Raw genomic sequence first — 25,686 nt, forward strand, 5'->3', positions numbered from 1 at the left:
TCAGTAGAGGAAGAACGGCGCCGACGGGTTGCTCGGGCGCACACCGGCCGGCACGGGCGCGATGTCCCGCACGCGCTCCGGCTCGATCCGCTCGAACGGGCTGCTGCGGTAGGCCACCCCGTTGGCCTCGTACATGTAGGCCCCGCTGGGTGATCGCACGGTGCGGTTCGTCGGGTACGCCGTCAGGTGGTTGACCTTGGCTCCGACGTCGGTCCGCAGCGGTGTCTCCAGGGCGCCGTCGACGCTGATCTCGTAGATCGCCTGCTGGCCCGCCGACCCCGCCACCACCAGCCGGTCCTCCCGACCCCAGTCGACAGCCGTGAGGCCGGTCTGCGAGGTGGCCAGTTGCCGGGGCGGCCCGATCGAGACCCCGCCGCCGTCGAGGTTCACCGCGGCGACATAGAGCCGGCCTCCCGCGATCAGCGCCACCCGCTGGCCGTCGAGCGCGGCGGCCACCGCCGTGACGTTGCCGGAGGGCAGGTTGAGCGGCACCTGGTACATGCCGGCCGCCTCGTCGAAGCGGTAGAGCTGCCCGTCGGCGACCACCAGGCCGCGAGCGGCCCGGGTGTCGGCGGTACGCAGCCAGACCGGGCGACTCATCGAGGAGTACTCCGTCTCGCTGCGGCTCACGCCAGTGACCGGCGCGGCGCCCGTGCCGACCGACAGACGGTACCGGCCGTTGCTGCTGCCCGTGGTGATCATCGCGGCGAGGATCCGCCGGTCCCTCGCCACACCGAGGTCGGCGGAGACGATGTTGCGGTTGACCTCGGGCGTCAGCGGCACCGCCCCGCTGAGCTCGCCCTCGAAGTCGAGCGGGTGGATCGCACCCTCGTACACGCCGAACCGCCGCGGGCTGTCGGCGTTCGGGTAGAGCTGCTGGGCGCTTCGTCGCTCGCTCAGATCCTGCACGGGTTGCGAGTTGTTACGGATCTTCAACTCCAGCTTGCCGGTCAGGTCACCGAGCGACCAGGCGAGTTGGGTGATCAGCTGGTCGATCCCGTTCCGGTCGTCACCGGACATGTCGAGGTTGACCTCCCACCGGCTGTCCGCGCCGGTGGCGTTGTTGATCAACTCGGTGCGGTCGGGCAGCCCGACGACCCCCGGCCGCAACCAGTCGGACGGGCCGCCGACCAGCCACTTCACCACCTCGTTGACCCGGCGTTCGCTGGGCACCGCCAACGGCCGGTAGCGCTGGTCCGGCACCAGGCGGCTGCGGTCGGAACTCCAGAAATAGATCGTCTCGTCCTGGTAGTACTGCTTGAGGGCGACGTCGCTGAGCAACAGCACGTTCGGCGGGTCGAGGACGTAGAGGCCGGCACGGTCGTCGTTGGCACCACCGTCGAACGCCGCGCTGCGGAGCCGGAACTCGTACTCCGACTCGGTCGCGACGGGTGGGGCCAGGACCCCGTTGGCCCGCAGCACGCCGATCTGCTGCACGGTGATCTTCACGGTGGTGGTGGAGTCGCTGTTCAGGGTGTAGACCGCCTCGCGCAGCCGGACCACGTTCAGCGCGACCTCGCTGCCCTTCTTGTCCTGCAGGCGAGATTTGGACTCCGGGGCGACGTAGGCCTTGACCCGCTCGTAGGCCCGGTCCGGCTCGCCCGCGGCGGCGGACAGGAAGTTGCGCACGAACATCTCGTTGTCGCTGCCGCTGGACGTCCGCTTCGGCGGCTCGCCGCTGCGCAGGTCGACCACGCCGGCCCCCGTCGCCGCCCCACCCTTGCCGTCCACCCGCACGTCGGAGCCGGCCGGGATGCCGCAACCGGCGCCCAGCATCACCACCACACCGAGCGCCCCGACGAGGGACTGCCGTCTCATGAGCGCACCTCCGCCCGCTGCTCGTCCCCGGCCGGAGCCGGGCCACCCGCCGACGCTCCACCGCCGCCGCTGCCGGGGCCGCCGCTGCCAGGGCCGCCGCCGCGGCCACCCCCACCGGGGCCGCCGCTGCCGGGGCCGATCGCCAAGGCGCCGCCGGTGCCCGGGCCGATGGCCAGCGGGCCACCGTCGCGCGGGCCACCGAAGGGCAGCGCGGCGTCGGCCGGGACCAGTCGCAGCGGTGAGGTGGTCAGCCGGTCGCCGGCGCGGGCCGGCAGCGTGAGCCGGAACTGTGCGCCCTGCCCGGGAGCACCCCACGCCTCCAGCCAACCGCCGTGCAACCGGGCGTCCTCCAGGCTGATCGACAGGCCCAGCCCGGTGCCACCGGTCTGCCGGGCCCGGGACGGGTCCGCCCGCCAGAACCGGTTGAACACCAACTTCTCCTCGCCCACCTTGAGCCCCACCCCATGGTCGCGGACGGTGATCGCCACAGCGGTCTCGTCGACGCCGAGGGTGATCAGCACCGGGCGGGCCTCGCCGTGCTCGACCGCGTTGCCGACCAGGTTGCGGAGGACCCGCTCGACCCGGCGCGGGTCGACCTCGGCGATCACCGGTGCGCTCGGCAGGTCGAGCTCGATCGGGACGCCCACCCGCTCGGCCAGCCCGGCCAGCCGGTCGACCACCCGGTGCACCACCGGCACCAGGTCGGTCGGCTCGGAATCCAGCATGGCGAAGCCCGCGTCGAACCGACTGATCTCCAGCAGGTCGGTGAGCAGCTCCTCGAACCGGTCCAACTCGGCCTGGAGCAACTCGGCGCTGCGGGCCACCGCCGGGTCGAACTCGTCGCGCTCGGCGAAGATCAGGTCAGCGGCCATCCGGACGGTGGTCAGCGGCGTACGCAGCTCGTGCGAGACGTCGGAGGTGAAGCGGCGCTGCAACCGGGACATCTCCTCCAGGCGCAGGATCTGCCGTTGCAGGTTGGTGGCCATCTGGTTGAACGAGGCGGCGAGCAGGGCGAGGTCGTCCTCGCCGTTGACCACCATCCGCTGGTCGAGCAGGCCGGCGGAGAGCCGCTGGGCGGTCCGCGCGGCGACCCGGACGGGGTTGACCACCAGACGGGTGACCAGCGCCGCGAGCAGCCCGAGCAGGATCACCAGGGCGACCCCGGTGGCCACCACCGTGGCTCGGGCGTCGGCGGCGGTGACGTCCTCGCGGGTCAACGGAACCAGGTAGTAGATCTCGATCTGACCGAAGCGGGTGGGCACCGGTGAGCCGTAGACCAGGTATTTGGTCGGCTCGCCGGTGAGCCGCCCGGTGCGGATCTGGCTGGCCACCTTGCCGTCGGCGATGGCCGCGCGCAGCTCCGGGCTGATCAGCGGTCGGACGTTCGCGGCGGGCGCGGTGCGCGTCTGGATCTGGTCGGGATAGCCGTTGGCCGTGATCGCCACCACCACGCCGCTGGTCTGCTGCGGGTCGCCACCGGCGAGGTAGTTGACGGTGTCGTCGATCGTCTCCTGGAGCTGCGCCTCCTGCGGCTGGCCGTAGAGCGAGACCTGCTTGGTGGCGTAGCTGGCGCCGCTGGTCACCCGCTGCCGGACGTCACTGCGGGCGTTGTCCAGCAGGATGGTGGTGATCTTGTCAGCGATCAGGAACGCGAAACCGCCGACCAGCAGACTGGACGCGACGAGCGTGATGGTCACGACCCGGACCTGGAGCGATCGACGCCAGGTCTGGTGCACCCGGGCCACGACCCGGGCGACCCGGCCGCTCACGGCACGCCAGACCTCCCCGCCGGCGCTGGGCCGGCGGGCTGACGTGCTCGGGGAGGGTGTGGGCGGCGAGGTCGACACAGTGCGACCAGGCTATCCGGTCCCCGCCTTGTAGCCCACGCCCCGCACGGTGAGGATGATTTCCGGCCGCTCCGGGTCTGGTTCGATCTTGGCCCGCAACCGCTGGACGTGGACGTTGACCAGACGGGTGTCGGCGGCGTGCCGGTAACCCCAGACCTGTTCGAGCAGCACCTCACGGGTGAAGACCTGACGGGGTTTGCGGGCGAGCGCGACCAGCAGGTCGAACTCCAGCGGAGTCAGCTTCACCTCCTCGTCGTTGCGGCTGACGGTGTGCGCGGGCACGTCGATGGAGATCTGGTTGTCGGGCGGCCCGATGGTCAACATCTCCGGGGCCACGTCCTCGCCACGGCGCAGGCGGGCCCGCATCCGGGCGACCAACTCCTTGGGCTTGAACGGCTTGACCACGTAGTCGTCGGCACCGGACTCCAGGCCGAGCACGACGTCCACCGTGTCGCTCTTGGCGGTGAGCATGACGATCGGCACGCCGGACTCCGCCCGGATCGACCGGGCGACGTCGATACCACTCATTCCGGGCAGCATCAGGTCAAGCAGCACGATATCGGGGCGGCTATCACGAAATGCGGCCAACGCCCGCTCGCCGTCCGCCACGAACGAGGGCAGGAAACCCTCACTGCGCAGCACGATGCCGAGCATCTCGGCGAGCGCGGGGTCGTCGTCGACCACCAGTACGCGGGCTCTCATGGGATTAATATTGCATCCTCATTCAGTTCGGTGGGACCGGCGTCTGCCTGGCTGTCACCATGATCCCCCTTCGGCGCCGCCCGGCGCCACCGCAGCCCCGGCCGTTTCCGCTGTCGCCATCCGGACGGCGGTCAGCCGAAGAGTGCCCTCCCCCAGTGGTCCCCGCCGTCGCGTACCCCGGGAGGGCAGGCGAACACACCGCTGGAGACGTGCCGCAGGTATTCGTTCATCACGTCGTGCCGCGCCAACTGGGTCTGGATCGGCACGAACTGGCGACGCGGATCGCGCTGGTACGCGATGAAGAACAGGCCCGCGTCGAGCCGGCCGAGACCGTCCGAGCCGTCGACGAAGTTGTAACCACGGCGGAGCAACTGGGCGCCACCGTTCCGGCTCGGATGGGCCAGCGTGACGTGCGCGTGCTCGGCGATCATCGGCTTGCCGTCCGCGCCACGGGCGGCGAAGTCCGGCTCGTCGAACTCGTCGGTCCGGCCGAGCGGGGCCCCGCTGCCCTTGCTCCGTCCGACGATCTCCTCCTGCTCGGCCAGCGGGGTGCGGTCCCAGGTCTCCACCAGCATCCGGATCTTGCGGGTGACCAGGTACGAACCTCCGGTCATCCAGTCCGGCCCGTCGCCCGGCTGCACCCACAACTGGTCGCGTAGCAGGTCGGTGTCCTCGGCCTTGAGATTGGCCGTTCCGTCCTTGAAGCCGAACAGGTTGCGTGCGGTGGCCTGGTCCCGGGAGGTGGACGAGGTACGACCGAAGCCGAGCTGCGACCAGCGGACGCTCACCACGCCCATGCCGAGCCGGGCCAGGTTACGGATGGCGTGCACGGCGACCTGCGGATCATTGGCGCACGCCTGTACGCAGAGGTCACCCCCGGAGAGCTGCGGCTGCAGCGCATCGCCCGGGAACTTCGGCAGCTCGGCCAGGGCGGCGGGCCGCCGGTCGGCGATGCCGAAGCGGTCTCGACCGTCGGCGTCGCGGAACAGCGTCGGCCCGAAGCCGATGGTCAGGGTGAGCTGCGAGGGGGGCAGGCCGAGCGCCTCACCGGTGTCGTCCGGTGGAGCCTCCGGCATCCCCCCGACCGCGCCGAGCAGCCCGGCGTCGCGGCCCGCGGCCATCCGGGCGGCGGCGGCCGTCCACTCTTCGAGCAGCTCGACCAGCCGGCCGCGGTCCTTGGTGATCACATCGAAGGCGACGAAGTGCAGCCGGTCCTGGGCCGGGGTGACGATCCCCGCCTGGTGCTCACCGTGGAACGGCACGGCTCCGGCCGGGTGGTCGCTCGCTGCGGCCGGGCCGTGGGAGCCGTCCACCATCGCCCGCACGCCGACCGTGGCCCCGGCGACACCGGCCACACCGGCGCCGGCCAGCGTGATCGCGCGCCGCCGGGTCAACCCGTTCCCGCTCATCGGTCCCCCTGCGGTCCGGTCACTTCGCGACGGCCGCGGCGATCTTGCTGATCGGCTCGGCGAGCGCGTTGATCCCGTCGGAGAGCTCCTTGAGGTCGGGCTTGCTCAACGCGGTGTGCAGCTTCCACCCGTCACCGTCGCGGTGCTTGCCGAGCAGGGCCTCCACATTGGCGAACTCGGTGTCCAACTGCTTGACCAGCTCCGGCGAACGCTGTTCCAGCGCCGGTCGGAGGGCGGACACGGCGGCCTTGGAACCCTCCAGGTTGGCGGCGAAGTCCCACAGGTCGGTGTGCGAGTAGCGGTCCTCCTCGCCGGTGATCTTCCCGCTGGCCACCTCGTCGAGCAGTTCCTTGGCGCCGTTGGCGAGCTGGAGCGGGGAGAGCTTCTCGGCGTTGGCCTTGGCCACGATCTCCTTCACGTCGACCAGCAGCCGGTCGGCGATCGGGCCGTCCTCGCTGATGTCGCCGGACTGCCAGAGGTCCTTCTCGATCCGGTGGAAGCCGGTGAACTCCATCCCCTCCTCGATGACCTCCTCGCGGCCATCGATCTTGGGGTCGAGGTCGCCGAAGATCTCGGCCACCGGCTCGATCCGCTCCCAGTACGTACGGGCGACCGGGTAGAGCGCCTTGGACTTCGCGACGTCACCGGCCTTGACCGCGCCGACGAACTCCTCGGTCTTGGCGAGGAGCGCGGTGGTCTGGCTCTTGACGTAGCGCTGGTAGTTGTCCGTGGCGTCACCCAACGCGGCGTCGGCGGTGAGCGGTTGGGCGGACCCGCTGACCTTGAGCGCGCCCCGGATGCCCTTGCCGCTCATCCCCGGCTTGCAGGCCGTCTGGTAGGTGCCCGCCGGCAGCTCGACGTGCAGCTCTCGACTCAGCCCGGGGGCGATGTTCTCCACCTCGCCCATCACCCGGTCGCCGTCGGCGTACACGTAGAACTCGGTCACCTTGGCACCCGAGTTGGTGATCTTGAAAGTGGCGGTGCCGGCGTCCAGGTCGGTCGTGCCGACCTCGCAGGCGGTGTCACTCGCCTTCACCACGATCGGACCGCCGGTCGCGGCCGGGTCGCCCTCGTCGGAACCGGAACACGCTGCCAGACCGGCCGTCGCCAGCACGCCGGCGGCGGCCAACGCGAAGAACTGGGTGGTACGCATCTGAGCTGTCTCTCCTCGTGGGGTCAGGCGCGCTGCGGCGTGGAGGTCGCCCCAGCCTCGGCCTCGGCTTCGGTGCCGCTGTCGGCCCCGCGCTCGGTGACGGTGGTGGTGGTCGCGGCGGGTGCCGGCTTGCGCCGGGCTGGTCGCAGGAAGAGCAGGAGGACCGGGGCGGCGTACGCGACCCAGGCGATCGTCTCCAGCACGGTGGGCGCCGGAGTCACGTTGAACATGCCGGCGAGCAGGTGGGCGTACCAGGTAGTCGGGTCGAGCACGCTGGTGATGTCGAAGGCCAGGTCGTTCAGGCCGGGAAGGACACCGGCCTCCTGGAAGTCGTGCACGCCGTACTTGAGGATGCCGGCGGCGACCAGGATCAGCAGGGCACCGGTCCAGGTGAAGAACGTGCTCAGGTTGATGCGCACGGCGCTGGCGTAGAGCAGCACGCCGAGCACCACGGCGGTGACGACGCCGCCGATCAACGCGAGCAGTGGGCCACTGTCGCCGGCGGCCCCCTGGGCGGCCGAGTAGAAGATCAGCGCCGTCTCCAGACCCTCGCGGACCACCGCGAGGAAGGCCATGCCGGCGACCGCCAGGGACCCGACGGCCAGCGCCTCGGTCAGCTTGCCCCGCAGCTCACCGGCGATGGTCCGGGCGGCCCGGCGCATCCAGAAGATCATCCCGGTGACGAAGACCACGGCGGCGACCGAGGTGATCGCCTCGAACAACTCCCGGTCCTCGGAGCGGGCCAGCAGCGAGGTCGACGTGTACTCGATCAGCCAACCGAAGAGCACCGAGAGCGCCACGGCCAGGCCGACTCCCGCCCAGACCTGGGGCAACCGGTCCCGGCGCTGCGACTTCACCAGGAAGGCGACCAGGATGCTGACCACCAGGGTGGCCTCCAGGCCTTCCCGCAGGCCGATCAGGTAGGTGGCGAACATCCGGGCTCCGAGTGGATTAGGCATGCCTCGACTTACTTAGGGCAGGCATACCTTCCTCCCGCTCAGGACTCCCGTCAAGTCGTACACGACAAGCTCACTCACCCCGTGACCAGGCTCTTCGGCCACTGGGAGGCGAATCGCGGCGGACGGCTGTGGGAGGATCCCCGCCGTGAAGGGATTCCTGCCGTGGCTGGCGGTGCTGGCCGTGGTGCTGCTGCTCAGCGCACTGCGCATGCGGGCGCTGGCCACCATCGTGTCGCTCGGGTGGCTGGCCTGGTGCGTCTGGACGTGGTTCCGACCCACCCGGCGTGACCCCCGCTCCGGCTGAGCAGACGGCGGAGACGACGAACCGGGCCGGCTGCGAACAGCCGACCCGGTCCGGAATCGTCGATCAGTAGCGGTAGTGGTCCGGCTTGAACGGACCCTCCGGGGAGACACCGAGGTACGCGGCCTGCTCCTTGGTCAGCGTGCTCAGCTTGGCACCGAGCGCGCCCAGGTGCAGCCGGGCCACCTTCTCGTCCAGGTGCTTGGGCAGCACGTAGACGCCGATCGGGTAGTCCTCGGTCTTGGTGAACAGCTCGATCTGGGCGATCGTCTGGTTGGCGAACGAGTTCGACATCACGAAGCTCGGGTGGCCGGTCGCGTTGCCCAGGTTCAGCAGGCGCCCCTCGGAGAGCACGATGACGGCGTGGCCGTCGGCGAAGCGCCACAGGTCGACCTGCGGCTTGATGTTGATCCGCTCGACGTCGGAACGCTTGGCCAGACCAGCCATGTCGATCTCGTTGTCGAAGTGGCCGATGTTGCCGACGATGGCCTGGTGCTTCATCCGGGCCATGTGCTCGTTGGTGATGACGTCGAAGCAGCCGGTGGCGGTGATGAAGATGTCCGCCTGCTCGACGACGTCGTCCAGGGTGGCGACCTGGTAGCCGTCCATCGCGGCCTGCAACGCGCAGATCGGGTCGACCTCGGTCACCACGACCCGGGCGCCCTGGCCGCGCAGCGACTCGGCGCACCCCTTGCCCACATCGCCGTAGCCCATCACCACGGCCATCTTGCCGCCGATCAGCACGTCGGTGGCCCGGTTGATGCCGTCGATCAGCGAGTGCCGGCAGCCGTACTTGTTGTCGAACTTGCTCTTGGTCACCGAGTCGTTGACGTTGATGGCCGGGAAGAGCAGGGTGCCCGCGCGGTGCATCTCGTAGAGCCGGTGCACGCCGGTGGTGGTCTCCTCGGTCACGCCCTTGATGCCGGCGGCGATCCGGGTCCACCGCTGGCCGTCCTCGGCGAGCGAGCGGTGCAGCAGCTCGAGGATCACGGCGTACTCCTCGGAGTCGGCCGACTCGACCGGCGGGACCACACCGGCCTTCTCGAACTCGGCGCCCTTGTGCACCAGCAGGGTGGCGTCACCGCCGTCGTCGAGGATCATGTTCGGGCCCTGCCCGTCCGGCCAGGCGAGCACCTGCTCGGTGCACCACCAGTACTCCGGGAGGGTCTCGCCCTTCCACGCGTACACCGGAACGCCGGCCGGGGCCTCGGGCGTGCCGTTCGGGCCGACGACGATCGCCGCGGCGGCGTGGTCCTGGGTGGAGAAGATGTTGCACGACGCCCAGCGCACCTGCGCGCCGAGCGCGACAAGCGTCTCGATCAGGACGGCGGTCTGGATGGTCATGTGCAGCGAGCCGGTGATCCGCGCGCCGGCGAGCGGCTGCGCCTCGGCGAACTCCCGGCGAATCGCCATGAGGCCGGGCATCTCGTGCTCGGCGAGCTGGATTTCCTTACGCCCGAACTCGGCGAGCGACAGATCCGCCACCTTGAAGTCGCCGTCGGCGAGCGTGCTCGGCCGGGCCTCGGACGACGTACCGCTGGCGGCCGCCGGGAGGGTGCTGGTCATGAAAGCTCCTGTCGAACGATGTCTGCGCCGACCCTCCACCTTACGCGCGTCGGCGACGGGCAGCCGGGGGACGGGCCGCGGAACAGCGCACGGGGCGGTCGGTGGTGGACAGACTCAGCCGCCCACGTCCCGCCCGCCCCGTGCATCCCCCCGGTTTGGTTCCCCCGCACGTTCTCGGACCGTCGTCGCGATAACGCTGCGTACTCATAGAGTCACACTCAGGCAGGGTCGCGTCAAGCCATTCCGGAAAAGTCGGACTTGTGTCGTGGTCCGGACAGCCGTCAGCTCAGTCCCGACGTCGCCACGTACGCGTCACCGTCGCCACTGATCCGCAACGGTTCACCTGCCGCCGTGCCGATCGCCGCCTGGCCGGACACGAGCGTCACCGCTCCGGCGCCATCGTCCACGGTGATCGAACCACCACCGCAGAGCACCACCCGGGGACCGGGCAGCGGCAGCGTGACCGAGGGCACCGCCGCGTCGACCCGTACGTGGTGCAGCGCGAAGTCGTCCACCGGAACGGGCCACCAGTCCACACCCGGGCCGACCGGCTGGGCGGCGCGCACCGGATCGTGGAGCACCTCGAAGCGCAGCACCCGCAACAACTCGTCGACGTCCACCCGCTTCGGGGTCAGGCCGCCACGCAGCACGTTGTCGCTGGCCGCCATGATCTCCACACCGCAGCCACTCAGGTAGGCGTGCAGGTTGCCGGCCGGCATCCAGATCGCCTCCCCCGGGACCAGCCGCACGTGGTGCAACAGCAGTGCCACCAGCGCGCCCGGGTCGGCCGGGTACACCTTGGCCAACCGGTGGACCAACTCCGCGTCCGGGCCGTCGGCCGGCGACGCCAGCACCGAACCCAACAACGCCTCGCGCTCGGCCACCGGCCAGCCGAGCAGCGTCCGCACCGCCGTCCGCAGCCCCGCCGGCCCATCACGCAACGCGGTGACCACCGGCGTCAACTCCGGTACGCCGAACGCGGCGAGGGCCTCGGCCGACTCCGTCGGGTCCCGGAAACCGCACAACGCCTCGAACGGGGTGAGCGCGACGAGCAACTCCGGTTTGTGGTGCGGGTCGGCGTAGTTGCGCTCCCCCTCGGGGCGCCCCTGCTCGGCCGCGTAGCCGGCCCGGGCCTGTTCGGCGTCCGGATGCGCCTGCAGGCTCAGTGGGGCGTCCGCCGCGAGGACCTTGAGCAGGAACGGCAGGCGGTCACCGAAGCGCTCGGACACCCGCTGGCCGAGCCACTGACCCGGCTCGTCCCGCACCAGGTCACAGAGACTCACCCGCAGGCCGGCACGGGCCACGCTGGCCGGGGCGCCCGGGTGGGCGCCCAACCACAGCTCCGCCTCCGGCCCGTCGCTGGGCACCGGCCGCCCCTGCAGGAGCGCGATGGCGGAACGGGACCCCCAGGCGTAGTCGCGGATCGGTCCGTACAGCGGTTCCACCCGTCAGCCTCCGGCCCGCCCGGCCGCGCCATCTGCCGGCGGCACGGCGGTGTCGGCGGCGGCGCCGGTGCCGGCGTTGGCGGCGGCGACGCTGTAGACGTCCGGCTCCAGGTAGATCACCCGGGCGATCGGCACCGCCGCGCGGATCCGCGCCTCGACGGCGTTGATGCCGCGCGCCAGGTCGTGGGCGTTCTCCCACTCCGGCACGGCGATCTTGGCAGCCACCAGCAGCTCTTCCGGCCCCAGGTAGAGCGTCTTCATGTGGATGATCCGCTCCACCTCGGGGCCGTCGGTGACGGCCCGCTCGATGGCGGCCAGCTCGGACGCCTCGGCACCCTCACCGAGCAGCAGGCTCTTCGTCTCGATGGCCAGCACCACGGCGATGACGACCAGCAGGATGCCGATCATCGCGGTGCCGGCGGCGTCCCACTCACCGTTGCCGGTGATCAGCGTCATGGTGACGCCGAAGAGCGCGAACACCAGACCGACGAGCGCCCCGAAGTCCTCCAGGAGCACCACCGGCAGCTCCGGTGCCTTGGCCCGGCGGACGAAGCGCACCCAGGACTGGTTGCCCCGGATGTGGTTGGACTCCTTGATGGCGGTCCGGAAGGAGAACGACTCCAGGACGATCGCCACCACGAGCACCACCACCGGCAGCCAGTGCCAGGACTCGATGCCGTGCGGGTCCTGCCACTTGTGGTACGCCTCGTACAGCGCGAACAGGCCACCAATGCTGAACAGCACGATGGACACGATGAACGCGTAGATGTAGCGCTCCCGGCCGTACCCGAACGGGTGCTCCGGGGTGGCCGCCCGCTTCGCCCGCTTACCGCCGAGCAGCAGCAGGCCCTGGTTGCCGGAGTCGGCGACCGAGTGGACCGCCTCGGCCAACATCGATGACGAGCCGGAGAGCAGGAACGCAATGAACTTGGTGACGGCGATGCCGACGTTGGCCAGGAGGGCGGCGACGATCGCCTTCGTCCCACCGTTGGCGCTCATGCCACCGCTCCGCTTCGCCGTACGAAGCCGACCGGCCCGCGCATGACGCGCCGCCCCCTACGTCCGTTCACTGGTTCGACAGCTCCTTCATCTCGGTGATGGCCGGCACGGCCATCGGGTCCAACCCGTGGGCCAGAGCGAGGTAGATCGAGGCGAAATCCGGGACCGCGACCAGCGAGGCCAGCCGCTCCAGCGCGGAGCCACCCTCGGCGGTCACCACGTCGCACCGCACGCCGCGACGCTCGGCGAGGGTCTGCACCGCGTCCGCGCGGCGCTCCTCGACGGCGAAGGGTTCGTCGGTGTCGTCCTCGGCGTTGAGCCCGCCGTCGCGCAGCAGCACCAACCGCAGCCGGGTGCCGTCACCGTCGGTCTCAATCGGGTCGGCGAAGATGTCGCGCTCCCCCTCGGCCAGGCCACCGAAGACGCCGTCGAGCAGCCCGACCCGGCCCCGACCGGCCTCACCCAGCGCGCCGGTGACCACCGGATAGCGGGCGTTGGCGGACAGGGTGTCGCCGAACCGGCGGGCGGCCACCGTCGCCAGCGGGGACGAGCCCCACACGATCGGGATCGAACCGGCCAGCCCCAGGGCCAGCGACTTGGCCGGGTTGACGAACGACTCGGCGGAGGACCGGCAGCGGTCGGCGTCCGCGTCCAGCCGGGCCGCCGTCTCCGCCAGGTCCGCCTCGTTGACCTTCACGAGCCCGAGGGAACGGGCGGCGAGCAGGACCGGCACGGTGAGCGCCCAGAGGCTGGCCCGCGCCGGGGCACGCCGAGGCACCGGAATGAACGGCGCCCGAGCCTGCTCGGCGATCGACTGCAACTGCGAGTCGGGAGCGCCCACGGCCACCAGTCGGGCACCGCGCCGGTGTGCGGCCTCCGCCGCGCCGAGCGCCTCCGGGCTCCGACCGGACGCGCTCACCGCGATCACCACGTCGGCCGCGCCCACCCAGCCGGGCACACCCGCGCTGCGGTGCGCGATGACCGGGACCGGGCAGCGCGGCCCGGCGACAGTGGCGAGCACATCCCCGGTACGCCCAGCCGTGCCGATGCCGGCGATGACGACGGCTCGGGGCCGCCCGTCGTCGGCGAGGACCGACAGGTTCGCCTCAGCAGCCAGTGCGGCGCTCTCGCGGACCTGCGCGCCGGCCGACGCGGTGTGCCGGAGCATGCCGCCCGGGTCGTGCTCGGCCAGCGCGTCCGGGTTGTCAAGCAGGGCCTCGTCCGCTTCGCGACGGCCGCTGACCCCAGCCGTGCCGTCGATCATGAGGACTGCCCAGGGCCGCCGCGCGCCTCGTCGAGCAGCAGCACCGGCACGTCGTCGCGGACCTCGAAGATCCGACCGCACTCCGTGCAGGTCAACGTCTGCGCCTCGGCATCGTAGGTGAGCGGGGCGTGGTGCGTGTCCGGACAGGCGAGAATCTCGAGCAACTGCGGATCCAGGGCCATGGCACGGCTCCTTCCACGTGTGCGGCTTCACCGACGGCGGTGCCGACCGGCGCAGGCGATCTTATCGGCGAACGCGCCCGAGCACGTCGTCCCGGAGCGAGACCATCCGATCACGGGAGGGTGCCTCGACGTTGAGCCGCAGCAACGGCTCGGTGTTGGACGCGCGCAGGTTGAACCACGCGCCGTCGGGGAAACGCAGAGTGAGCCCGTCCATCTCGTCGGCCACCGCCTCCGGGTACGCGGCCCGCACCTCGGCCACCGCCGCCGCCTGGTCGGCGACCGTCGAGTTGATCTCGCCGGACGCGATGTAGCGCTCGTACTCGCCGGCCAACACGGACATCGGCAGGGACTGCTCGCCCAACGCCGCCAGGGTGTGCATCGCCGCGAGCATGCCGGTGTCGGCGAACCAGAAGTCGCGGAAGTAGTAGTGCGCGGAGTGCTCGCCGCCGAAGACGGCGTTGGTCCGGGCCATCTCCGCCTTGATGAACGAGTGCCCGACCCGGGCGACGACCGGCTCTCCACCATGCTCACGGATGATCTCCGCGACCGCGCTGGAGGTGATCAGACCGTGGATCACCGTGGAGCCCGGGTGCTTCGCCAGCTCACGCGCGGCGACGAGAGCGGTGATCGCCGAGGGCGAGACCGGCTCGCCGCGCTCGTCCACCACGAAGCACCGGTCGGCGTCGCCGTCGAAGGCCAACCCGATGTCGGCGCCGTGCTCGACCACCGCCCGCTGGAGGTCGACCAGGTTCGCCGGGTCCAGTGGGTTGGCCTCGTGGTTGGGGAAGCTGCCGTCCAGCTCGAAGTAGAGCGGCACGATCTCCAGCGGCAACGGCGACAGGGCGGCGTCGCCCAGCACGGTCGGGACGGTGAAGCCACCCATCCCGTTACCGGCGTCGACGACCACCTTCAGCGGCCGGATGCCCGAGAGGTCCACCAGCTTGCGCAGGTAGCCGGCGTAGTCCGGAAGCAGGTCACGCCGCTCGGCCGGCCGGGTCGGCTCACCGGCCGGACGGGCTTCGCCCGAATCCAGAAGGGCCTGAGCCCGGTCCCGGATCTCCGCCAGGCCGCTCTCCTGGCCGATCGGACGGGCACCGGAGCGGCACATCTTGATGCCGTTGTACTGCGCGGGGTTGTGGCTGGCAGTGAACATCGCACCGGGCAGGTCGAGCGAGCCGGAGGCGAAGTAGAGCAGGTCGGTGGAGGCGAGACCGATCTCGATCACCGAGCGGCCCTCGGCGCGTACGCCGGCGGCGAACGCGGCGGCCAGCCCGGGCGAGGTGGCCCGCATGTCGTACCCGACGACAACCGCGTCGCCCGGCTCGTCAGTGGAGTTGAGCAGCTGGGTGAACGCGGCCCCGAGCGCCTCGGCGGCCCTTTCGTCCCACTGGTCCGGTACCGTCCCTCGAACGTCGTACGCCTTCACGATCTGGGACAGATCAGACACGTGTTCCACTCCTTGGCCGCAAGTTAGACACCGAGCCTGAGCCTAACGGAGGCGGCAGGTCCAGCCTCGCTCAGCCGGGGAGCCGGGGAATGAAGACAGTGTGGCCGCCCTCGTCGGTCGGCGGCGTCCCGGTCGGCGGTCCGCCGGGCATCGGCTGCGTCGCCTCGGGAGTGGTGCCGCCCGGCCGTGCACCGTAGACCCCGCCGGCCGGGGGGCGCGGCGACGGCACGGCACCCCAGCCGGCGGCCGGTGGCTGCTGGCCGTACACCTGGCCTGGGCGACCGGGCGCGGCCGGTGACCCACCACCGGCGCGGTAGGTGGTGCCGCCGGGGTCACCCGCAAGCGAGTCCGGTGACTCGTCGGACGGCTTGCGGTCCTGCCGCGAGCGACGCAACAGCAGCACGATGAGCAGCAAACCGACCGCCACCATCACGATGCCGAAGAACATCACCGGCGATCCACCGCCGGACGACTCCGCGGCAGCCGCCTTGGTGTCCGGCGCGCCGGACACCAGGGCTGCCGGGGTCACCGCCTCGTCGACGGTCGCGACCTCGGTGGGGGTCGGCGTGGGCGACGGCGTCTTCGACGGCGTCGGCGACGGCGTCACCCGCCCACCGGTGACCCGGGCCGCGTCGCTGTGGTGACCCAACGTCTGACCTTCGGCGCTGAGACCCACACCGGTCACGACGAGCCGACCACCGGGGGCGCCCGCGGCGATCGCCACCCGGTACCGCACCGTGATCGCCTTGCCCTTGCACAGCCTCGGCTTCGCGGGCGACGTCTGCGCGGTCTGCACCGTGCCACTGCCGCCCGACACGCCCACCGGAAGCCAACGCCCATCCGAGGCGACCTCGACCGTCACCTGGTCCGGCTGAAGACCGTCAAGGCGCAGACCCAACGTGGTACGCAGCAGGACGCACCCGTCGGTGCGCTTGCGCACCGCGACGTTCACCCCCTGCGGGGAACCGCCAGCGGCGAAGCTGCTGGCCGCACCGACCCGGACCACGTCGCTGTCGGCGGACGCCGGCGACGCGCCGAGCAGCACCAGGCCGCCCACCAGCGCGCAGACCGCCGCGAGCCGCATCGTGCGTCGACGCACCGTCATGATCACCTCACCGTTCTCCCCGGGTGGGGTCCGCGGGACAGGCTACTACCGGCCCATCAGGGCCGCCGGTCATAGAGCGGGCCGGATGTGTGCGGCGTTACGGTTTACGACCCTGTTTGCGACCCGGCCCGTCGACCCGCGGAAAGGATCAGCATCGCCGCGGTTCGCCGTAGGTAAAGGGCCCGCCCAGGCAGGGTGGGCCGGCCCGCGCTGTGCGCGCTCGGGCGCGGTCGGGCGCGGTCGGGCGCGGTCGGGCGCGGTCGGCGGCCTGCCTCAACGCGGGCGCCTGGGCGGTCGGCGGCCTGCCTCAACGCGGGCGCTCAGCCACGGTCAGTCGGCTTGTTGGGCTTGGGCTTGGGCTTCGGCGAGTGCGTCGCGGCTGAGGCGGTCGGCGGTGCGGGTGGTCTCCGGCAGCCGGTAGCGCGGCGTCAACGCGAGCACCTGCGCTGTCGCGTTCTCCAGGCTCATCCGATGCCCGACGCTGACGAAGACCGGCTTCACGCCGTCCTGGGTCCGCAGCACCCGGCCGACGACGTCACCGCCGTCGCGCAGCGGTGACCAGGCACCCCGCTGGTCGGCCGGCGGATCCCACGTCCCGACCAGTGGCGTCTTCCCCACCCCGATCGCGGGCAGCCCGGTGACCACCCCCAGGTGACAGGCCAACCCGAACCGACGCGGATGGGCCAGCCCGTGCCCGTCGCAGACCAACAGGTCCGGCACGACGGTCAGGCGGTCCAGTGCGGCGAGCAGCGCGGGCAACTCACGGAACGCGAACAACCCCGGCACGTAGTCGAACGCGGGCCGCCCCACGCTGACCGCCGATTCGGTCACCTCCAACGTCCGGGCGTCCAACACCGTCACGGCCGCCGCCAGAAGGTCACCATCCTGGGAGTACGCGACATCCAGGCCGGCCATCGTCGCAGGTGCGCTCGGCCCCGGCCCGACCAAATCGACCAGCGGCCGCAACTCCTCCTGTACGGCCAACGCCTCGGCCACACCGCCCGGCCCGGTGGCCTCTCCCGACCCTGCCGGCAATGATCCACTCGGTTTCGCCGAAAGTGCGGTATCCCGCAGCCGCGGATACCGCGTTTTCGGCGAAACGGAGTCGATCACGGTCGGTGCCGGCTGTCCGTGCGGACGGCGGTGGCGCTACCGTCCGTCTCACCTTGGATTGACTGGTCACGCAGGTCATCCCGGGTGGAAAGACCTACCGGGCCATCCTCTACGGTGGCTTTCCGGCCGTTCCTGATCACGCCAAGGCCGACCGCGAAGGCAACGGCCAGGGCTACGCCGAACGCCACCCCACCCTTCGCGCCGAACACGGGGATGCCGACAGCCAGACCGACCGCGATGCCGACCGGCCATACCCAGACGGTGGACCAGATGCTCTCCGAGCCGGATCTCGCCATGCGTCGATCTTATTCGGACACGCCAACTTCCACGCCCACCCTGCCCGCTTACCACGCCAGGAAACGGGCGTGCAGGATCCGGGCCCGCGCCAGAACCACATCCGCTTCCAGCGCTGCCAGGTCCGGCTCCGCCTCGTCCAACGACTTCACGTCACCACCGAAGACGGCCTGCTCGTAACGCTCCCCCGCCCGCACCAACCGGGCGGTCCACACCCTCGGCCGTCACCGGCCCCCCTCGCGTCGACAAACACGCGGAGCAACGCTTACTCAGCTCTCGCGATGTCCGGGTCCGCGCCGAGGTCACCAGCCGCGCGGAGCTGCTCCTCGAACATCACGAACGTCCGCTTCCTGATCCCGCGAATAATCGCGCGTTCCTGTGCCGTCAGGTGTCGGTCTTCGGCCTTCGCTACGTCCCTGACCGCCTGCACCGTCTCGTAAAGCGCGAAGATCGGGCCGTCACCTTCGAGGTAGTGAGCCCGAAAACGCTCCACCTCCTGCACGAACTCCTCAGGACTACGACGAAAGACCTCGCCGCCCACACCGAGGGTGATCTCGGTGAAGATATCGTTCTTCTCCTGCCAGCCACCCGTGTCAATACATACGCGCCACACCCGGGCGCCCCCATCCGGCGTTTCCACGATCTTCACAGGAGACTGGTAATAGAGGTAATAGGAGGGAAGCAAAAGACCCCCAACCATCAGGAATTCCCCTCGAAAGTTGACTGCAATGCCTGCCAGAACAGCTGCTGCTCGCGACGGCGGATGCCCGCTGTGATTGCTCGTTCGCTTGCCGTCAAGGTTCGGCCCCCGATCCCAGCGAGGGCTTCCACGTCGCGACGCACCTCGTAGAGAACATGCTCCCAAACCGCAACCGCATCGAGGGCTTCCAGGTGCAGTCGGAACTCAGCAAGATGCCCATTGCTCATCTGGAGCACCAGCTGCACATCGCGGTAACCGCTGTCCCTCGGCGAGATGAAACGATCGTCATAGCCCCTGATCACGGCAGCCGGGTGGTCACGCAGTCGTTCGAGCGCCGCGTAGAGGTCTCCGAGGCTACGGAACTCAACTTTGGCGGCCGCCAGGTCAAGCAACTTGGACGCATCGCCCTGATGTTTGTCCACCTTGTCCTCGGCTCGACGGCGGTCCTTGGGTTGTGAACGCCAGCCGGGCTCCCCGACCCGGTGATCACCCACCTGGGCCAGGGACACCGCCAACTGGTTCAGCTCCGCCTGGGCAACGACGGCAGCCGCGTAGAGGCCGTCCAGGTAATGCTGGCGATAAGCAGGGTCAGCCTGACGACGCTTGTCGAATCCCGGCTGGGTCACCGAATCATCTGATAGTTGGATGCTCGCGCTGATCCGCCGCTGCTCGTCCGTGAGCGGCGTCGGCTGCGGCTGGTCCGGATCACTGTCGATTTCCGCCTCCAGCCCCACAGCACCTTGCTGGGCGACGTCGTCCAACACCTCTGCGAGGACGTCGATGGCCTGCTGATGGCCGGCCAGGTGGTAGAGGGTCATCGGGCGCGCGGTCAGCGAGTTCGCCAGTTCGGGTGTGGACAGGATCAACCGAGCCAGATCTGGGTGCCGCACCAACTGCCTGGTCAGCTGCCTGGCGAGTTCCGGCTCGTTCGCGGGCGGCTCCCGCTGGGCGCGGTCGAGCATGTCGCGGACCCGGCTGTCGGCAAAGAGCCGCGCGACATCCCGAGCCGAAGCCTCGTCCAGATCCGGATGCAGACGACGGAGCGCCGATGGGTCGACCGCTGTTGCGAACTCGACCGGACTCACCCCAGCCGTGAAGATCTCATCCAGGGTGCCGGCAGTGGAAACGACGCCGGCCGGGCCGACGCTTGGTGAGGGTTGGCCCCGATCAGCATTGGACGAGGCGTCGACGGGCTCCGCGCCGGGCGATGACGACGCCGAGCCAGGGCCGTCCAGGAGTAGGTACATCCGGTTGACGTACGGGTCGCCGTGGCCGCCGTTGTCGTACGTCGAGGGGTGGTCCGGCAGGTCCGGCCGCTCGCTGAACCGGCCCCGGGGCAGCCCGCCGAGCGGCATCGGTCGGCCGGTCCCGTCCAGCACCAGGGCGTCGATGCCGGTCACGTCGGGGTACAACGGCCGGTCGCGGACCACACCGGTCTGCGGGTCGACGTAGAGCACTGTGCCGTTCTGGTTGAGCGCCACCCAGGCGTGCGATCCGCCGTGTGCCCACTCGGTCACCAGGAACGCGTAGCTGCCGTGGCCTCCCAGGAGCAGTTGGTCGTGCAGGTTGCGGTACCCCCGGTCGGCGGCCTCCCGGCTCTGCTCGGCATAGGTGCGTTGGCCGGACGGGGCGAGGAGTCGTTGGAAGCGCCCGCCGGTGACGTCCTCCACCCGGCCTGGGCCGCCTGCCTCGCCCCGGATGGGTCGGCGGATGTCACCGTTGAGGTAACCGTCGAAGGTACGTGGTGCCGACACCCGTGGCCGCCCGTGCACCCAGGTCTCGAACAACGACAGGGTGCAGTCCAGGCAGTTGATGCCCCGGGTGGCGTCGGCGGCGGGACCTCCGTCGTTGAGGAGCCGGAACCAGCCGCCACGTCGGGGGTCAGCGGTGCGGGTGATGGTGCCGTCCGGCTCGCGGGGCATCTGCCGTTCGACGTCCACCTGGTGCAGGGCGAGCGGCGGACGTAGTCCGCCGGGCTTTCCGTACGGTCGGGAGTCGTCGATCGGTGGCGGATGGTCGTCGCCGGTGAGCCGGGACGGGCCGCCGGTCTCCACCGCGCCGAGCGCGAGGGCGCCCACGTCCCGGTTGGCATGCTCGAAGGTGGCCGCACCGAGGTCCACGACCTGCGGTGCCGTGGTGCCGGCCAGCACCGCGTCGGCCAGGTCACGCCACTGGGCGTACGCGCGTGCCTCGTCGTTCGCGGCTCGCTGCCAGCCGTCGGCCCACTGCCGGTTACCCGCCCGGTGCAACTGTCGGGCATAGGTGGCGTACTCGACGGCCCGACGATCGTGCTCCGCCGCCCGGGCGCGCAGACGGATCGCCTCCGCCTGGCGGCGGTTGCGTTCGAAACCGGTCCGCTGTGATTCGTAGTGGCCCTGATAGCGCCGCCGCTCGGCGGCTTCGGCCTCGGCGGCCCATTGCGCCGCGTAGGAGTCGTCGGTCTCGGTCGCCGGCACCACCGGGTCACCGAAGACCAGCTCGACGGGGATCGACGCCCTGCCCCGGGCTGGATGCTCGGCTGCTGGTGCCGGTGCGCGCACGCCTCGTGTCGCTGGGCGGGACGGCACGGTGGACCGGCCGACCACTGTCGGGTTCGTACCGATCAGGGGGGTAGCGACGGTGCCCGGCGGCATCGCGCCGGGCGCCGTTGTCGGTGCGGGCGCGCCGGTCGAGGGAGACCAGGCGACCGGGCCGGCGGTGTGTGGCGGGCTTCCCAGCTGGCCCGGCGCGAGACCGGTGACCGGCTCAACGGCCCCGGGCGTGGTCACCGCCGACATCCTCGGATCCGGGGCCACCGACGACAACGTCGGATCGGCAGCCACCGTCGGCACACTCCGACCAGCGTCTACCGACGACACGGCCGGATCACCGATCACCGGCGGCAGAGCCGGATCAGCGGCGACCGACGGCAACACCCGACCCGCATCCACCGACGACGACGCCGGATCCGCAGCCACCGACGGCAACACCCGACCCGCATCCACCGACGACAGCGTCGGGTCGGCGGCGATCTGCTGTGTGGCGCTCACGTCCGTCGAAGAAAGTGTGTTCGGCTCGGGGGCACGCAGCGGACTGTCGATGCCGTCCACGTCGGACCCGACGTCCACCGATGGTGACGCCGAGACGTGCACGTCGGCGGCGGGTGGCCGGTCGGCGCGGAGCGGGGTCACCTGGTCCGGTGGCGTGGCCTGCGTCGGAACGACCGGGGACACCCCGGCCGAATCCGCCTCGGGAGGCGGGAAGGAGACTGGTGCCGCCACGGACGGCAGCGTGGGGCCGACGAGTGACGCCCCGGCGAGGGCGTCGGCCTGGGCGTCGAGCCGGGCGCGTAGGGCGTGGTCGGTCTGGCCGGTCACCGAGCCGGTGGCCCCGGACGCGGCGGCCCGGGCCACGTCCTCCATCGAGGTCAGGCCGTGGCCGGTGGCCAGGCTGGCAGCGCTGTCGGCGAGCACCTCGCCGGTCATCTCCCGCCCCAGGTGCTCACCGACCCGGGCCGCTCGCCCGGTCGCGTGCCGGCCGAGGCCGGCGAGCGGCGCGACCGCCCCACCGGCGAGCCCACCGACCGCCGACGCACCGAGGTCGGTCAGGTCCAGGCCGTGGGCCCGGCCGGTGGAGTTCTGGTACGCCTGGGTGGCCAGCGTGACGCCGCTCTCCTCCGCGGCCTCCTCCAGCCCTTCCCGGGCGGCCCGCTTGGCGAGCCCGCGCACCCCGTCTCGGGCGACCTCCTTGGCGGCTCGCTCGCCGGCCTCCCGGAGCCCGTGCTTGAGGGACTTGCCGGCCAGTTGACCCATCAGCCGCTTGATGATCTGTTGGACCAGCAGCCTCGTGGCGGTGATCGCCGCCCCGGCGGCCGGGGTGGCGGCACCGGCGGTCAGCACCGCCGCGACCGCCACCGAGAGCAGCTCGATGACGAGGATGCCCAGCTCGATCCAGACTTCCAGCTTGGCGCCCTCGATGTCGCAGCCGCACTCCTCGACCAGTCGGCCGAGATCGGCGGTCACCGCGAGCAGCACGGGCAGCGGCGCGTCCGCGCCTTCGGCGATGCCCCGCCAGGCGGCCTCGAACGCCGCGTCGACCGCCCCGACGCCGCCATACCCGTTGCGCACCTCGACGGCGGCCGCGGCGGCGTCGGCGTGCGGACCGGCGAGCACGGCGGCGACGTCGTACCACTGGTCGGCGAGATCCCAGACGGCCCGCTCGTCGCCCTCCGGCCACTGCACACCGACCACCCAGTCGAGGGCCTCGTAGATCCACCCTGGAACGTCCCAGGGTGCGAGGTCCAGTGGGTGCGGAATCGGGCTGGGCAGCACGGTCATCGCGATCCCCGGCCGTCAGTGCCGGTCGGTGATCCGAGCGAGCCGGCCGGCGTTGGCAGCGTCGGTCTGCACGCTCGCGTCGACCGCGCGAACCACGTCGCCGCCCAACTCGGTGAGTCGGTGCCCGACCCCGGCCCAGGCCCGCATGACGATCTGCTCGATCTCGCGGTAGTTACGCTCGAACGCCGCGCCGATGTCGTCGCGACCCCACGGCCTGGCACCGCTCGCGGCCTCGATCGCACCACCCTCGGCCGCTCGACGGGCCGTCACCGCCTCCCCGGCGAGCGCCAGGTCGGCGCCGCCTCGACACGCCCGGGACGGATCGAGCCAGAGTCGCCCGTCGGTCATGGCTGCCCCTCGCGCCTGCCGAGCACCGCGTCGGCTCGACCGAGCAGGGCCGCGTAGTCGCCGGTACGCAGGAACTCCACCGAGCCGGACCCGGCCGGCATGCTCTCCGCGACGAGGTCGCGAGTGGCGTCGACGGCGGCGGTCGCGGCGGCGTGGACCGTTTCGGTGATTTTTCGGCCGAGCGCTGCGGCGTCGCGCTCGCGGTAGACGGTCGACGCCAGCTCCACCTGGATCAACTCGCCGCGGGCGCCAACTGTCGCGGTGACCTGACCGTCGGCCGATCGTCGGGTGACCCGCAGCTCGGCAAGCCGTGTCTGCAGATTGTCCAAACCGGACCTGAGCTGCTGATACTGCCCGTACACGTCGTCGAATCGGGCCCGCAGCTCGCGGTTGGCGTGCCGGTCCACGTGTTCGCTCACCGCCGTTCCTCCCGTCACCGTCGGTAGAGCAGCACCATACCGGCTGCCATCGATCCGTGTAGTCCGGTAGTTTCAGAGCGTGATCGACCGTCAGCAGGCCGAGCAGCTCGCCGCCACGTGGGCCCGCCGCGACTCGCAGCGCCTGGGCCACGAGTGCACAGCGATGGTGGACGAGTTCGACCTCGGGTACGTCATCACGTCCGTCGTGCCCACCGAGGTGCGCACGGTCCCCGGGGACCTGCCGACGACGGTCATCGACAAGCAGACCGGCACGGTCACCACCTGGCCACGGGTGCCGAGCGATGTGGTGGCGGAGTTGTACCGGCGCAGTCAGCCGGCCGGGCCGACCGCTCCCCGCACCGTCGACCCGTCGAGGCTGCTGGTCCGGGAGATCCACCGGGTGCCCACCCCGAACACGTCGGCGCACCTGACGATCGACGGGCGGATCTGGACGGCGGAGGGCGCGAAGGGCGACGTGCCGCTGAATCATCACCCGCTGGTCCGCACCTATCTGGACCAGTTGCCTCCGGGTGAGCTGGTCCGGGGCGGGGACGCCCACGCCGAGCTGATCGTGGTCTCCGACGTGCTGCACGAGTACGACCACCGCCGGGCCGCCGAGGGCATCGCGCCGATGGGTCGGGCCGAGGCGGCGGCGTTGTTGGAGGGCGCCCGGTTCGAGATCTTCCGAATCCGGGAGCCCGGCGATCCGGCCGGTGGCCCGGCGGAGCTGCCCTGCGACTCGTGCATCAGCTTCCTGGTGCGCGCCAACGTCCTACCGGAGACGGCTCGGGCGTACACCGAGACCTGGCGCGCTCCGGCGGCGACCGACCCCGACCCCGGGCGCTTCCCGGCGGAGGTGGCCAACGCGCTGGTCGCGGCCGGCTGGCGACCGCACATCGGCGACCAGATCATGGCCGCCGCGGCGGTACGGGACGTGACCGCGGTGCCGGGGGCGACCCATCGACACTCGGTCTTCCCGGCCGCCGTGGAGGCGCTGACCGCGTTTCCCAGCCTGGTCGGCGCCCGGCGCGGCCGGGGCGAGCAGGTGTGGATCTCCCGTTTCGACATCCGCCCGCACACGATCGCGCACACCGCCGACACGCTCGCGGACTTCGGTGCGGTGCTCGGCGTACGCCTCTTTCCGATCGGCACCGAGCAGCAGGACAGCATCCTGGCGGTCGACGAGCGGGGTCGGGTCTTCGCGCTCGACCAGGCCGGGGAGTGGTTCCTCGGCGACACCATCGACGCCGCGCTGACGACTCTGCTGCTCGGCCGCGCCCCGGCTCGCATCCGCGACGACGGCACCTGGCCGGCGGTCTAGGGCTCGAGCGTGGCGGGCATGCCGAAGGCGGCGACGTGACGGGCACCGATGAAGGCGTTGCTCTCTACGATCTTCCCGTTCTCGATCCGGAGTACGTCGACGACCAACGCCTCGTAGTGCGGGCTGCCGGGCCGGCGGAGATAGTTGATCAGTGCCGGGCGCCCGTTGGCCGACGTGGGGAACGTACGCCAGTCGAGCGGTCGGCCGAGGAACTCCGCAGCCGCGTCGATCCCGACGACCGGCGGCTCGGGCGGCATCGTGATCCGTACGTCCTCGGCGAGCAGTTCCCTGATCGTCTCCGGGTCCTTCGCGTTGGCGTAGCGGCGCAGGATCTCTTCGTCCTCACCGGTGAGCTGCGGGCGGCGCCAGTCCTTCGGATCCGACGGAGCGCGCCCCCGGAGGGTGTGGCGGGCCCGCTGGAGGAGGCTGTTGACGGCCACTACGGCGGTGTCGAGCGCGGCGGCGATCTCCTGCGGCGTCCAGCCGTGGACGTCGCGCAGCACGAAGGCCGCCCGCTGCCGCGGCGGCAGGTACATGAGCGCTGCGATCACGGCCAGCTCGACGGTTTCCCGGGCGGCGAGACCGGTCTGCGGATCGTCGGCCAGCAGGGCGTCGGGATAGGGACCGAGCGCGGTGGACCACTCCAGCGGATCACCGTACGGTACGGTCCGGTGACCGGCCGCCTTGCGGCTGTCGAGGAAGACGTTCGTGGCGATCCGATAGAACCAGGTGCGCGCCGACGCGCGACCCTCGAAGCGGTCGCGAGCCCGCCAGGCACGCAGGAAGGTCTCCTGCACCAGGTCGTCCGCGTCGGTGACGTTCCCGGCGAGGCGGTAGCAGTGCACGTGTAGCTCACGCCGGTGCTCGTCGAAGGCGCGCTGCAGCCAGACCGCCTGCTCATCAGGCGAGTCGGACATGTGATCTCCCCGGGATCGACTGGTTCTCACAACCGTACTGACGACCGCGGCCCACATACGT

23 protein-coding genes are annotated in these 25,686 nt (G+C 71.1%); 2 read left to right on the forward strand and 21 right to left on the reverse strand.

Going from position 1 to position 25,686, the window contains the following annotated elements; translation table 11 throughout:
• The 6 genes from O7617_RS07420 to efeU all read right to left on the reverse strand — a co-directional run bounded on the left by O7617_RS07420 (position 1) and on the right by efeU (position 7,864).
• Positions 1-1,818: an LpqB family beta-propeller domain-containing protein gene (locus tag O7617_RS07420; RefSeq protein ID WP_282262412.1), complete on the reverse strand. Its 1,818-nt coding sequence runs from the start codon at positions 1,816-1,818 to the stop codon at positions 1-3.
• Entirely contained in the window at positions 1,815-3,665 is a 1,851-nt protein-coding gene (gene mtrB / locus O7617_RS07425; RefSeq protein ID WP_282262414.1) for an MtrAB system histidine kinase MtrB, read from the reverse strand. The genes O7617_RS07420 and mtrB overlap by 4 nt, the downstream gene beginning before the upstream one ends.
• Before the next feature lie 12 nt (positions 3,666-3,677).
• Positions 3,678-4,367 (reverse strand): MtrAB system response regulator MtrA, encoded by a 690-nt coding sequence (mtrA, locus tag O7617_RS07430; protein WP_278150699.1) that lies wholly within the window; start codon positions 4,365-4,367, stop codon positions 3,678-3,680.
• A gap of 131 nt (positions 4,368-4,498) precedes the next feature.
• Entirely contained in the window at positions 4,499-5,776 is a 1,278-nt protein-coding gene (gene efeB, locus O7617_RS07435; protein ID WP_282262418.1) for an iron uptake transporter deferrochelatase/peroxidase subunit, read from the reverse strand.
• 19 nt (positions 5,777-5,795) lie between these two features.
• Positions 5,796-6,929 carry an iron uptake system protein EfeO gene (gene efeO, locus O7617_RS07440; RefSeq protein ID WP_282262419.1) on the reverse strand — a complete coding sequence of 378 codons (1,134 nt, stop codon included), beginning with the start codon at positions 6,927-6,929 and terminating at the stop codon, positions 5,796-5,798.
• Between the two features lie 23 nt (positions 6,930-6,952).
• Entirely contained in the window at positions 6,953-7,864 is a 912-nt protein-coding gene (gene efeU, locus O7617_RS07445; protein ID WP_282264664.1) for an iron uptake transporter permease EfeU, read from the reverse strand.
• Between the two features lie 169 nt (positions 7,865-8,033).
• Between efeU and O7617_RS07450 the strand changes: the two genes are divergently transcribed.
• Positions 8,034-8,192, forward strand: coding sequence for a hypothetical protein (locus O7617_RS07450; RefSeq protein ID WP_282262420.1), 159 nt, complete (start codon positions 8,034-8,036; stop codon positions 8,190-8,192).
• A gap of 63 nt (positions 8,193-8,255) precedes the next feature.
• On the opposite strand, the gene ahcY is transcribed toward O7617_RS07450, so the two are convergent.
• From ahcY to O7617_RS07520, 14 genes are all read right to left on the reverse strand, one after another.
• Positions 8,256-9,755: an adenosylhomocysteinase gene (gene ahcY, locus O7617_RS07455; protein ID WP_282262421.1), complete on the reverse strand. Its 1,500-nt coding sequence runs from the start codon at positions 9,753-9,755 to the stop codon at positions 8,256-8,258.
• A gap of 281 nt (positions 9,756-10,036) precedes the next feature.
• Entirely contained in the window at positions 10,037-11,200 is a 1,164-nt protein-coding gene (manA, locus tag O7617_RS07460) for a mannose-6-phosphate isomerase, class I (RefSeq protein ID WP_282262422.1), read from the reverse strand.
• Positions 11,201-11,203: 3 nt separating this feature from the next.
• Positions 11,204-12,199, reverse strand: coding sequence for a cation diffusion facilitator family transporter (locus O7617_RS07465; protein WP_282262423.1), 996 nt, complete (start codon positions 12,197-12,199; stop codon positions 11,204-11,206).
• 67 nt (positions 12,200-12,266) lie between these two features.
• Positions 12,267-13,463 carry an SIS domain-containing protein gene (locus O7617_RS07470; RefSeq protein ID WP_282262425.1) on the reverse strand — a complete coding sequence of 399 codons (1,197 nt, stop codon included), beginning with the start codon at positions 13,461-13,463 and terminating at the stop codon, positions 12,267-12,269.
• Positions 13,460-13,645 (reverse strand): Trm112 family protein, encoded by a 186-nt coding sequence (locus tag O7617_RS07475; protein ID WP_091394023.1) that lies wholly within the window; start codon positions 13,643-13,645, stop codon positions 13,460-13,462. Before O7617_RS07475 ends, O7617_RS07470 begins: the two co-directional genes overlap by 4 nt.
• A gap of 61 nt (positions 13,646-13,706) precedes the next feature.
• A complete protein-coding gene (locus O7617_RS07480) occupies positions 13,707-15,092 on the reverse strand; it encodes a phosphomannomutase/phosphoglucomutase (RefSeq protein ID WP_282262428.1) in 1,386 nt (461 codons plus the stop codon).
• Positions 15,093-15,162: 70 nt separating this feature from the next.
• Positions 15,163-16,197, reverse strand: coding sequence for a hypothetical protein (locus O7617_RS07485; protein WP_282262429.1), 1,035 nt, complete (start codon positions 16,195-16,197; stop codon positions 15,163-15,165).
• Positions 16,198-16,527: 330 nt separating this feature from the next.
• Positions 16,528-17,232 carry a deoxyribonuclease V gene (nfi, locus tag O7617_RS07490; RefSeq protein WP_282262430.1) on the reverse strand — a complete coding sequence of 235 codons (705 nt, stop codon included), beginning with the start codon at positions 17,230-17,232 and terminating at the stop codon, positions 16,528-16,530.
• A gap of 74 nt (positions 17,233-17,306) precedes the next feature.
• A complete protein-coding gene (locus tag O7617_RS07495) occupies positions 17,307-17,606 on the reverse strand; it encodes a hypothetical protein (RefSeq protein ID WP_282262431.1) in 300 nt (99 codons plus the stop codon).
• Positions 17,607-17,654: 48 nt separating this feature from the next.
• Positions 17,655-17,819: a hypothetical protein gene (locus O7617_RS07500; protein ID WP_282262432.1), complete on the reverse strand. Its 165-nt coding sequence runs from the start codon at positions 17,817-17,819 to the stop codon at positions 17,655-17,657.
• 50 nt (positions 17,820-17,869) lie between these two features.
• Positions 17,870-18,253 carry a hypothetical protein gene (locus O7617_RS07505; RefSeq protein ID WP_282262433.1) on the reverse strand — a complete coding sequence of 128 codons (384 nt, stop codon included), beginning with the start codon at positions 18,251-18,253 and terminating at the stop codon, positions 17,870-17,872.
• Positions 18,254-18,303: 50 nt separating this feature from the next.
• Complete coding sequence (locus O7617_RS07510) at positions 18,304-22,620, reverse strand: toxin glutamine deamidase domain-containing protein (RefSeq protein ID WP_282262435.1); 4,317 nt, start codon at positions 22,618-22,620, stop codon at positions 18,304-18,306.
• Between the two features lie 15 nt (positions 22,621-22,635).
• Positions 22,636-22,968, reverse strand: coding sequence for a hypothetical protein (locus tag O7617_RS07515; protein WP_282262437.1), 333 nt, complete (start codon positions 22,966-22,968; stop codon positions 22,636-22,638).
• Positions 22,965-23,387 carry a YbaB/EbfC family nucleoid-associated protein gene (locus tag O7617_RS07520; RefSeq protein WP_282262439.1) on the reverse strand — a complete coding sequence of 141 codons (423 nt, stop codon included), beginning with the start codon at positions 23,385-23,387 and terminating at the stop codon, positions 22,965-22,967. The genes O7617_RS07515 and O7617_RS07520 overlap by 4 nt, the downstream gene beginning before the upstream one ends.
• Before the next feature lie 79 nt (positions 23,388-23,466).
• Here O7617_RS07520 and O7617_RS07525 point away from each other — a divergent pair, with 79 nt between their 5' ends.
• Positions 23,467-24,708 (forward strand): SUKH-3 domain-containing protein, encoded by a 1,242-nt coding sequence (locus O7617_RS07525; RefSeq protein WP_282262440.1) that lies wholly within the window; start codon positions 23,467-23,469, stop codon positions 24,706-24,708.
• On the opposite strand, the gene O7617_RS07530 is transcribed toward O7617_RS07525, so the two are convergent.
• Positions 24,705-25,625 carry an RNA polymerase subunit sigma-70 gene (locus O7617_RS07530; protein ID WP_282262442.1) on the reverse strand — a complete coding sequence of 307 codons (921 nt, stop codon included), beginning with the start codon at positions 25,623-25,625 and terminating at the stop codon, positions 24,705-24,707. The two genes, O7617_RS07525 and O7617_RS07530, sit on opposite strands and share 4 nt — an antisense overlap.
• Positions 25,626-25,686 lie beyond the last annotated feature (61 nt).

The sequence above is a fragment of the Micromonospora sp. WMMD1155 genome (genome assembly GCF_029581275.1).
In the GTDB taxonomy this organism is placed as follows: domain Bacteria; phylum Actinomycetota; class Actinomycetes; order Mycobacteriales; family Micromonosporaceae; genus Micromonospora.

What these genes read in the sequence shown, in the direction of transcription:
- O7617_RS07515 (WP_282262437.1), bottom strand. Translation starts at nt 22,968, where the DNA reads ATGACCGACGGGCGACTCTGGCTCGATCCGTCCCGGGCGTGTCGAGGC.
- efeO (WP_282262419.1), bottom strand. Translation starts at nt 6,929, where the DNA reads ATGCGTACCACCCAGTTCTTCGCGTTGGCCGCCGCCGGCGTGCTGGCG.
- O7617_RS07530 (WP_282262442.1), bottom strand. Translation starts at nt 25,625, where the DNA reads ATGTCCGACTCGCCTGATGAGCAGGCGGTCTGGCTGCAGCGCGCCTTC.
- O7617_RS07465 (WP_282262423.1), bottom strand. Translation starts at nt 12,199, where the DNA reads ATGAGCGCCAACGGTGGGACGAAGGCGATCGTCGCCGCCCTCCTGGCC.
- O7617_RS07470 (WP_282262425.1), bottom strand. Translation starts at nt 13,463, where the DNA reads ATGATCGACGGCACGGCTGGGGTCAGCGGCCGTCGCGAAGCGGACGAG.
- efeU (WP_282264664.1), bottom strand. Translation starts at nt 7,864, where the DNA reads ATGTTCGCCACCTACCTGATCGGCCTGCGGGAAGGCCTGGAGGCCACC.
- mtrA (WP_278150699.1), bottom strand. Translation starts at nt 4,367, where the DNA reads ATGAGAGCCCGCGTACTGGTGGTCGACGACGACCCCGCGCTCGCCGAG.
- O7617_RS07485 (WP_282262429.1), bottom strand. Translation starts at nt 16,197, where the DNA reads ATGACGGTGCGTCGACGCACGATGCGGCTCGCGGCGGTCTGCGCGCTG.
- O7617_RS07495 (WP_282262431.1), bottom strand. Translation starts at nt 17,606, where the DNA reads ATGGCGAGATCCGGCTCGGAGAGCATCTGGTCCACCGTCTGGGTATGG.
- O7617_RS07510 (WP_282262435.1), bottom strand. Translation starts at nt 22,620, where the DNA reads ATGACCGTGCTGCCCAGCCCGATTCCGCACCCACTGGACCTCGCACCC.
- ahcY (WP_282262421.1), bottom strand. Translation starts at nt 9,755, where the DNA reads ATGACCAGCACCCTCCCGGCGGCCGCCAGCGGTACGTCGTCCGAGGCC.
- efeB (WP_282262418.1), bottom strand. Translation starts at nt 5,776, where the DNA reads ATGAGCGGGAACGGGTTGACCCGGCGGCGCGCGATCACGCTGGCCGGC.
- O7617_RS07475 (WP_091394023.1), bottom strand. Translation starts at nt 13,645, where the DNA reads ATGGCCCTGGATCCGCAGTTGCTCGAGATTCTCGCCTGTCCGGACACG.
- O7617_RS07420 (WP_282262412.1), bottom strand. Translation starts at nt 1,818, where the DNA reads ATGAGACGGCAGTCCCTCGTCGGGGCGCTCGGTGTGGTGGTGATGCTG.